Origin of the sequence: Candidatus Syntrophosphaera sp. (assembly GCA_019429425.1) — a bacterium.
Classification (GTDB): Bacteria; Cloacimonadota; Cloacimonadia; order Cloacimonadales; family Cloacimonadaceae; genus Syntrophosphaera.
This window is the reverse complement of record JAHYIU010000018.1, coordinates 20,643-30,308: the sequence shown is the minus strand read 5'-3', so window position 1 is coordinate 30,308 and position 9,666 is coordinate 20,643. Positions and strand designations below refer to the sequence as shown.

Here is a 9,666-nt window from a genome sequence, read left to right as displayed (position 1 = left end):
GCTATACGAAACTCAAGAACCTTAATATGTTGCTTACCCTGGCTCTATACTTCATCTACTCATGTAAAGACATCATAGTGAAGATTGCAGAGGCTTTCCCGAAGCTGATCTGCTTTAGGGCAAAGGATTGGGCTAAACTGCAGCAGTTTGTGTACTACCGAATCAGTCAGGTCATGCAAATCTGCCTCAGTAGCTCCAGACACTACGACACCTCACCTTATAGAGCCGATCTGATCGAACCATGGCAGTTGAAAATCAGGCTGGTATAAAAAATGGGGGAATGCCAGTCGAAACTTTCCCTTGACAAGCATCCCTTTCCTGACATTGTTTACTTGTGGACATGGAGGTCCAAATGAAGATGTTTATTTTGATTGCTATATTCTTGCTGGCGGCTTCGCTGCTCCAGGCTTGGGAGGTCGGCCTGTTGAACCGCACCTACATCGATCCTTCGCGCAACAACCGCCAGATCCCAACCCTCATCTACCATCCCCTGCCGGCTTCCGGAACCTCACAGCGCGAGGCCTTTCCGCTGATCGTGTTTGGCCACGGCTGGCTTTCGGCGGTCTCCACCTATTCCGTTCTGAGGGATGAATTCGTCTCCAGCGGCTGGATCGTGGCTTTTCCAACCACCGAGGGCGGCTTTTTCCCCAGCCACGCGAATTTCGCCCTGGACCTGGAATTCGTGCGCCTAAGCGTTTTGGCCGAGAACCAGATGGCGGATTCGGAGCTCTTCGCGAGCGTGGACCCCTTTTCCGTGCTGATGGGCCATTCCATGGGTGGAGGTGCCTCAGTGCTGGCTGCCGCACAAAGCTCGGCTTCAGCCCTCCTCACCCTTGCCGCCGCGGAAACAAGCCCCTCCGCGATCTCGGCTGCCTCCCAGGTGCTCATGCCCTCGCTCACTCTCTCCGGTGCAACCGATTGGATCGCGCCACCGCCCAACCACCAGATGCCGATCTACGCGAACCTGGCCTCCTGCTATAAAAGCTATCTCAGTTTCGCGGGGGTGGGCCATTCGGATATCTACACCACCCAATTGGTCTTCGACCTGATGGCCGCCTGGCTGGCTTTTGCCCGCTCCTCCGGCGGCGGCGAACTGGATCTCTTCAGCACCCTGCTGGAGCAAAACCAATCCGCGCAAACCGGAAGCCACGCGGGATACATGTTCCCATCCATCAGCGGGGCGGGAACCATCTCCTGGCCGAAGTTTCCCGGAGCCTCCAGCTATAACGTGTACCGCGCGCCGGATCCCTTCGCGGACTTCACTTTGCTGGCCAATACACCCCTGCAAAGCTGGACCGATCAGGATCTCACCCAGGACAGGGCGTTCTACCGGGTGACCGCGGTCTCGCCCTGAAGAGCCAGTGCTCCGGGCTTTGGAAGCTGAGCTGGAATTTCGCTCTTTTACCCAGCTCACCCGCCACTCACTGACCACTCGCTAACCACCCGCCGGACAGGCGGGAACTCGGCGGGAGGCAAACGGGAGGCAAGTGAGCCAGGAAAAAGGGGGGGATGGGATAAAATCGAGTGGGACTGGCAGAAATCCGGAAGAGGGTGGATGCGGCTGCCTTCCTGGCCTATCCATGCTGTTTGCCTCAGGGGCGGAATGGGTTTGCGGGAAGATGGGTTCCGCGCCATCCCGTCCTGTTTTGAAATTCACAACCCTCCAAAAAGCTTGTGAATCTCTTAACCGATTGCCCGGGTATGGTTTAGGGGATGAAATTCACAAAATTCGCACTCTGTGGCCCCGGGGCGCTGGAAGTGTCAGGCAGGGAGTTTAATTGTGCTATGAATATGCAGTATATATATTTATAGTATATATAGTATTATATTATATAATATATTTATATTAACTATATAGGTTATCTAAACAAGATCCTGCATCCCTTCTTCCCGTCCCGGATGCCGGAGGGCACAGGAAGCCGATTTTGTGAATTTCATCCCGTAATGCTATACCCGCCATGAAGTTAAGAGATTCACAAGCTTTTTTGGGGGTTGTGAATCCTAAAATTCCTCTTAACTGCCTTGGATCCCGGTGAGCGGTTTCATCATCCCCAGCCATCGATCCACCCCAAAAACAAGTTGCTTGACAAAAGAATCAAGGGAATTAAAGTAGTAAGTAAAGATGGGAGAGAGTGGTCGGTAATAATTAAAGCGCTCTCCCGCAGCAAGATGGAATAACAAGACATCCTCCGAGGAGATATTGGATAAGATCGAATCCCAGGCATTGGAAAGCAACCTGGCCCTGACCAAGGTGTTGGAAGTGGTTCTGCCTCCTGACAGCCAGTGGCTTCTGGACCAGAGTGGCGCTTATTTCGGGATCCAGCAGCGGACGCGGCTGTTTTTGGAAGAGCTGCACCATCCCTACGCCAATCTGGCGGAAGCGCTCAAGTTGATGCGGCAGAGTGTGTTGGGCGACCTCTGGTTCTATGCCCAACTGCCGGAAAGCGAGAGGGCCCTGAAGCTCGTGGTGGAGATCTTCCGGAGCATCGCCTCGCGGGCTCCGGACGACGCCACGCGGCAGAAGGTTTTGGCCGAATATCTGGATTTTCTGGCCGCCATAGCGGGAGAGGAGAAGGTTTCGGCGGAGGTTTTGCGCCACAGTCTGGAAGTTTTGGAGGCGTGGCACGAGGAGCAGCCGGAGCTGTTCGTGAGGGCTTCGGGAGCCTGCCACAAGGCTTTTCTGAAGCTGGCCCCGCGCCTGGACAGCCCGGAGAAGCTGGCTCCCCTGCTGAAGTCCATCCTGGCCGACTCGCTGCAGCTTTGGCGCCGGCAGGGCCGGATCGGGGAATGGTTTGACAAATACTCCGAATTCATCAGCTTGGAGCGGGAATACTTGGAAAGCGCTCTGGGCGAAAGCTTCTTCGCGGATAGCCTGAACAAGCTCAGCGCGGCCAAGGACATGGACGGACTGGCCGGGATCCCCAGCCACAGCGACATCGCCGGGCGCCACCGGGACCTGATCGCGGAGTTTCCCAGCCTCCAGGGCAAGATCCAATACGTTTTCTACCTGCTGAGCCTGCCCGCCATGGCCGAGCTGAGCGACCACCTGCTCTGGGATTTGAACCGGCTGCTGGCTGAGCTGCGCGATTCGCTTTCCGCGCGCGAGATCAACCAACTGATGGACAGCGTGTTCGCCACCCTGGCCGAATACCGGGACATCCACAGCAGCATCGTTTTGGACTGCGTGCTCACCATTGGCAGGGCGGTGCTGGATCCCCGCGAGCCGGAACTGGGCAAACACTGCCTGCGCAAGATCATCGACCTGGGTTTCATCCCCCCGGGCGAGATCCGGATCAGCCGCGACTGGCAGATCATCGCCAACAAAAACCACATTAAAAACATCCGGGTGTGGCTGGAGTTGGTGAGCATCGATCCCCTCTTTTGCAAGGACCTCCTGGCCGCCCTGAGCATCGCGCTCACCCAGCACGGCATCTTCATCTCGGACACCGACCTCTTCCAAAAGGACGTCTCCGCCTTCCTCAACAGCGCTATCAAGCCGCTCTACACCCAGGTGAAAAACCTGCTCAAGCTCTTCCCCGTGTTCTTCCAGGAGATCGGCGCCGAGGGCGACATCCGCGACCTGAGCACCGAGATCGACGAACTGGGCTCGCGCCAGGACCGCTTGATGCATTTCATCCGCAAGCAGGTGCACACAGAAAGCAACAACACCCACATCACCCTGATGAAGAAGACCTTGCTTTTCTGGACCGACCTGGACCTGAGGCACCTGCACGGCATCATCCCGGAGGACGTGGAACTGTATCTCAAGGAGCCCGACGAGCGGCTCAGGGCCCAGCAGAAGGCGGTGAACAAGTTTCTCAAAGACCACAAACTGAGCGTGGAAAGCCTGCTTAGCCAGTCCTGGCAGACCGTCGCCCCGCTCTTCCCGGTTTCTGAGAAGAAGCCGGACCTCTTCCTCCGCCGCCTCGAACTGCTCTGCCACATCCACTATCTGCTCCTGGACAAGTATGACCTGGATCCCTACGATGTGGTGAAGTTTTTGGCCCGCTTCAAATGGTTCGACAAAAAGGAGCAGCTTCGCCTGCGCCAGAGCCTGGACCGCAACGACTTTGACAGCAGCATCCGCCAGATGCTGGGCTACATCGGCAGGCTGAACCAGGTGATCCTCGATCCCCAGCCCACCCAACCTTGGGAAAACATCTACTACAAGCGGCACATCGCAGCCGGGATCCCCTCCATGTATGGCCAATACCGCGAGCCCAAGCTGGAGGCGATGGGGATGATCTTCCGGCTGGAAAATATGCTCCAGCGGCTGATCGAGAAAAACATCAAGCAGCTTAACCTCAATTATATCACCGCCAAGACCCTCAAGCGCGTCATCCGGCTTCTCGAGCTCTTCGACCTGGGCCTCAAGCAGCAGGGCCTCACCAGCGAAGCTTTCACCAGCGCCCTGGAGATGCTCAAATCCAGCCAGAGGATCACCAACCTCTCGCTGGACCAGTACCTGGACCTGTTCAAACTGATCAAGGACAGCATCACGGACATCATCAACGAATACTACTACCGCTTCTACGAGCAGGAACTGGAGCAGGCCCCAGCTGCCGGAACGGGAAACCGGCACAGCCGCCAGGCCGCCCAGCAGATGTTCGCCGAGGAATTTTACCGCAAGCTGCTCTCCTCCACCTTCCTGGTGCAGGACATGGACAATCTCATCGCCCAGATCCTGCTCTCCCTGAACGCGATGAAGCAGCTCTTCGGCTCTGGCGAGATCAGCCGGGTGATGAGCTACGACCCGGACCTGCTGATCATTCCGCTCCAAACCAGCAACGGGCGCCTGGACAACCAGGTGTTGCTGGGTTCCAAATCCTATTTCCTTAAAAAGATGCACCAATACGAGTTTCCCATTCCGCCGGGCTTCGTGATCAGCACCGAGCTTTACCGCTATCGCAACATCGTGGGCACCCATCCGGAGATCGACCGCGAGCTGGATGAACTGCTCAAAGCCCAGATATCCTCGCTGGAGGAGATCACTGGCTTGGGCTATGGGATTCCCGAAAGGCCGCTGCTCTTCTCCGTGCGCTCCGGCGCCCCAATGAGCCTACCGGGGGCGATGGACACCTTCCTCAATATCGGGCTCAATGAAGAGGTCACTCTCGGGCTGAGCAGGATGCCCAATTTCGGCTGGACCGCCTGGGACTGCTATCGCCGCCTGCTCCAAAGCTGGGGCATGGCCTACGGCATCGATCGCGACGAGTTCGACGGCGTGATGATCTCCTTCAAGCGCCTGCACAAGGTCAAGCTCAAAACCCAGTTCAGCCCCCGGCAAATGAGGGACATGTGCTCCGCTTACAAGGAGATCCTGGCCTCCCACGGGGTCGCCTTCGAGCAGGACGTCTTCCTCCAGATCAAACAGGCGATCAACCACGTTTTGGATTCCTGGAACGCCGACAGGGCCAGGCTTTACCGCCAGAAGCTGCAGATCGCCGACGACTGGGGCACCGCCGTGACCGTCCAGAAGATGGTCCTGGGCAATATCAGCCTCGATTCCGGCTCCGGCGTGCTCTTCACCTATGCCGACTGGAACAAGAAGCAGGGTATCACCCTCAACGGCGATTTCACCCTCTGCAGCCAGGGCGAGGACGTTGTGGCTGGTCTGGTCTACACTTTGCCCATCTCCGAGGCCGAGCGCGAACAGTCCAAAGCGCCGGTCGGAATGTCCCTGGAAAAGGACTTCCCCGCCATCTACAGAAAGCTGCTCCGCCTCGTGCGCCAGTTGATCGAGGACAAGGGCTATCCCCACCAGGAGATCGAATTCACCTTCGAAGGGCCGCAGGAAGATCAGCTTTTCATCCTCCAGACCCGCAACCAGGTGATCACCAAAACCGCCGAATACACCGTCCTCAGCGCCCCCAAGCGCGAATTGAAGCTCCTGGGCTGCGGGATCGGCATCGGCAAAGGCGTGATCAACGGCCTCATCGCCATCTCCCGCAGGGACATAGATTCCCTGAAAGAAAAAGGGCTGCCCCTAATCCTCGTCAGGCCGGACACCGTGCCCGAGGACATGGAACTGCTCTTCGACTGCCAGGGCCTCCTCACCTCCCGGGGCGGAGTGACCTCCCACGCGGCGGTGACGGCCAACCATTTGGGCATCAAGGGGATAGTGAACTGCCGCCAGCTCAAGGTCAACGAGGCGGAAAACAACTGCCGCATCGGCGACCAACTCCTCCTTCCCGGAGAGGCCATCGCCATCGACGCCAGCACAGGCTCGATCTATCTGGGCCACTATCCCATCGAGACAATTCGCGGCCGAATCTGATTTTCATAAAAAAAACATACATAGGAGACAAGCATGAAGCTCAACCTGAGAAACAAAAAACTGCTCGGCATCAACGGCCTGGGCAGGATCGGCAAGCTATTGCTCTGGAACCAGATCCACCTCCGCCACTTCGAGGGGATCGTCATCAATTGCGGCCGCGAAGTGGGCAAAAACCTGGACGACCTGCTCCAGGTGATCGAGACCGATTCCACCTACGGCAGCCTCCACAAATACCTCTTCGGGACTGTGGGGCGCAAGGCCATGATCAAGGTCCTGGATGCCGATACCCCCATCCTGGAGATCGAAGGCATTCCGGTCAAGATCCTGCGCACGGCCCGCGATCCCAAGGACATCAACTGGCTGAACGAAGGTGTGCGCGTGGTGGTTGACTGCACGGGCAATTTTGTGGATCCCTCTCTTTCTCCGGAACAGGGCAAGCCCTGCCTGCGCGGGCACTTGGAGGCCGGGGCTCTAAAGGTGGTGGTCTCAGCCCCCTTCAAGAGCAAATCCTCCGTCGCCCTCCCCAGCCCAGACGCCGCCACTCTGATTTTTGGCATCAACCATCTGGACTACAACCCCCGCGAGCATCATCTGATCTCCGCTGCCAGTTGCACCACCACCGGCCTCGCCCACATGATCAAGCCCCTCCTGGAGCACCGGGAGACCGCGAACATCATGACCGCCTCGATGAGCACGGTCCACGCCGCCACCAACACCCAGAGCATCCTCGATTCCGTGCCCAAGGCCGGCGCCATCGACCTGCGCAAATCCCGCAGCGTGCTGAACAACATCATCCTCTCCACCACCGGCGCTGCCAAGGCTCTGGAACTCGTGATGCCCCAAATCAAGGCGATCGGCTTCATGGCGGATTCAGTGCGCATCCCCACCACCACCGTGTCCCTGATCAATCTGAACGTCACCTTCCACACCCGGCTGAACGACCTTGGCCAGCCTGCCGTCACCCGCAAGCTGCTCAACCAGATCTATAAAGACGCCGCTGATGGCCCCCAGAAAGGCCTGCTGGTCTACAGCGAACGCCAAAACGTCTCCGCCGACCTGATCGGCTCCCTCGCCGCCGTGACCCTCGAAGCCCATGAGACCCACACCCGCACGGCCTTCATCCCCATTCCGCCCGAAACCCTCTCTGCCGCTGGACTGGCTCCTGGCAAGGAGGTCACCATGCCCGTTACCCACGCCAAGATCTTCGGCTGGTATGACAACGAGCTCGGCTCTTACACCAACTGCCTCTCCCGCCTGGTCAACTACGTGGAGGAAAACACACCCTGAATCCCCTGATCTGATAATTGTCCACCAAGCGCCGGTTTGAAGCCGGCGTTTTGTTTCCCTCCCTTTCGGCTTCCCTTCAGGCCGGACGCCTTTCCGGCAAATTTCTGTTGCCATAAATCCCCCCTTTCAAAAAAATGGCGCTCACAGAACATCAAGATTCAAGGGAGGTTGCCATGATCCAGTATTTCAAGATTGCCGGTCAGCGCTTTGAGCCCGCTCTGGCGCATGATGAGGCGTTTTGGATCCATCTGGAAGAGCCGACGGCAGACGAAATCAAGGCGCTGATCGCGCGTTACGAGCTGCCGGACGACTTCATCACGGACCTCCAGGACGCTGACGAGAACAGCCGCATGGAATTTGACGAGGGCGCCGTGCTCACCATCATGCGCGTGCCTCTCTACTACAGGCATCGTTCTGCCAGCGTTTCCTTCACAACGGCGCCTTTGGGCGTGATCGCGGTACAGGATAAGATCATCACCGTGAGCTTTTTTGAAAGCGAGGTCCTCACCCTCTACCTGGACTGCAAACACCGCCCCTTCAACATCACCCAGCAGAGTTTCCTGCTCCAGATCGCCCTCCGCGCTTCGCTCTATTTTCTCAAATTCCTCAAGGAGATCAACCGCCGCACCGGCAAGATCGAGAATGAACTCCACCAGAGCATGCGCAACAAGGAACTGATCCGCCTGCTGCGCATGGAGAAGAGTCTGGTCTATTTTTCCACCGCGCTGAAATCCAACGAGATCATCCTCGAGCGAATGCAGCGTTCGCGCTGGCTGCACCAGGATCCCGACGCAGAGGACCAGATTGAGGACGTGATCATCGAAAACAAGCAGGCTATCGAAATGGCCAACATCCATTCCAGTATCCTCAGCGGCATGATGGACGCTTTCGCCTCGATCATCTCCAACAACCTCAATGTGGTGATGAAATTCCTCACCCTGGTCACGATCATTCTGGCCGTGCCCACCCTCATCGCCAGCATCTACGGGATGAACGTCAAACTGCCCTTCGCGGAACAGAGCTACGCCTTCGCCGTGGTTATGGGCATTTCCATCCTGACCATCATCGCGATGGTGCTGATCTTCATCCGCAAGAAATACTTCTGAGGAGGCTCGCCCCATGTACAAACTCAGCGTCACCGATTCCTTCAGCGCGGCGCACCGCCTGGAAGGCTACCCAGGAGCCTGCTGCAAGCTGCACGGTCATAACTGGAAAGTGCGCGTCGGACTCCTGGCCAGCGAACTGGACGGAATCGGCCTGGCTCTGGATTTCGGGGTCATCAAGGCCCATCTGGAGGAGATCCTGCATGAGCTCGACCATGCCTGCCTGAACGACCTGCCCTCGCTCGCCGGCATCAACCCCAGCTCGGAAAACCTCGCCAAATACATCTTTGACCGCATGGAGAAAGCCCTGCAAGACAGCCCCGCGCAAGTTTGCGAAGTGGAGGTCTGCGAGTCCGAGCGCTCCAGCGTAACCTACTCCCATGCTTAGATTCGTCCAATCCTTTTTCGTTAAAAGCGCCGTCGAGCCCAAGGACTACCCCGCCAGCGCCTATCCGGAATTTGCCATCGCCGGGCGCAGCAACGTGGGCAAATCCACCCTGATAAACCTGCTCACCGATCACCACGGCCTGGCTAAAACCAGCTCCCATCCCGGCAAGACCCGGCTGCTGAACTTTTTCCTGATCCGCTGGAAGGATGACGCTGCCGAAACCGAAGGCCGCCTCCAACTCACCGACCTGCCCGGTTATGGCTTCGCCGAGGTCTCCCAAGCCGAACAGGAGAAGTGGCGCAAGATGCTCAGCCATTACTTCGAGCAGCGCGAACAGCTCCGCGGGATCATCGTGCTGGTGGACATCCGCCATCCAGCCGATCCCAAGGACATCCAACTGCTGGAACTGCTCCGGGCCCGCAAGATCGATCACTGCGTCGTGTCCACCAAAGCGGACAAGATTCCCAAGACCAAGGTCCCCAAGACCCTCAAGCTGCTCAAGCTGGGATTGGGGCTGGGGGACGAGGAACTCCACGCCGTCTCCGCACTCCGCAATACAGGCCTGGATCCCCTCTACGCCTGGATCGGAAACCGGCTGGGCCAGTAAAACC

The 9,666-nt window shown here is 57.8% G+C and carries 7 protein-coding genes; all 7 read left to right on the top strand.

From position 1 onward, the window contains the following. Window positions 1-269, top strand: a 269-nt coding sequence (locus K0B87_03210; GenBank protein MBW6513749.1) for a hypothetical protein, incomplete at its 5' end; no start/stop codon positions are given. A gap of 83 nt (window positions 270-352) precedes the next feature. Further along, window positions 353-1,354: a hypothetical protein gene (locus K0B87_03205; GenBank protein ID MBW6513748.1), complete on the top strand. Its 1,002-nt coding sequence runs from the start codon at window positions 353-355 to the stop codon at window positions 1,352-1,354. Window positions 1,355-2,200: 846 nt separating this feature from the next. Then, window positions 2,201-6,277, top strand: a complete 4,077-nt coding sequence (locus tag K0B87_03200) for a pyruvate phosphate dikinase (protein MBW6513747.1) — start codon at window positions 2,201-2,203, stop codon at window positions 6,275-6,277. Between the two features lie 33 nt (window positions 6,278-6,310). Further along, a complete protein-coding gene (locus K0B87_03195) occupies window positions 6,311-7,564 on the top strand; it encodes a glyceraldehyde-3-phosphate dehydrogenase (protein ID MBW6513746.1) in 1,254 nt (417 codons plus the stop codon). Between the two features lie 173 nt (window positions 7,565-7,737). Next, complete coding sequence (locus K0B87_03190) at window positions 7,738-8,670, top strand: magnesium transporter CorA family protein (protein MBW6513745.1); 933 nt, start codon at window positions 7,738-7,740, stop codon at window positions 8,668-8,670. Window positions 8,671-8,683: 13 nt separating this feature from the next. Further along, a complete protein-coding gene (queD, locus tag K0B87_03185; protein MBW6513744.1) occupies window positions 8,684-9,055 on the top strand; it encodes a 6-carboxytetrahydropterin synthase QueD in 372 nt (123 codons plus the stop codon). Next, complete coding sequence (gene yihA / locus K0B87_03180) at window positions 9,048-9,662, top strand: ribosome biogenesis GTP-binding protein YihA/YsxC (GenBank protein ID MBW6513743.1); 615 nt, start codon at window positions 9,048-9,050, stop codon at window positions 9,660-9,662. Before queD ends, yihA begins: the two co-directional genes overlap by 8 nt. Window positions 9,663-9,666: the final 4 nt, after the last annotated feature.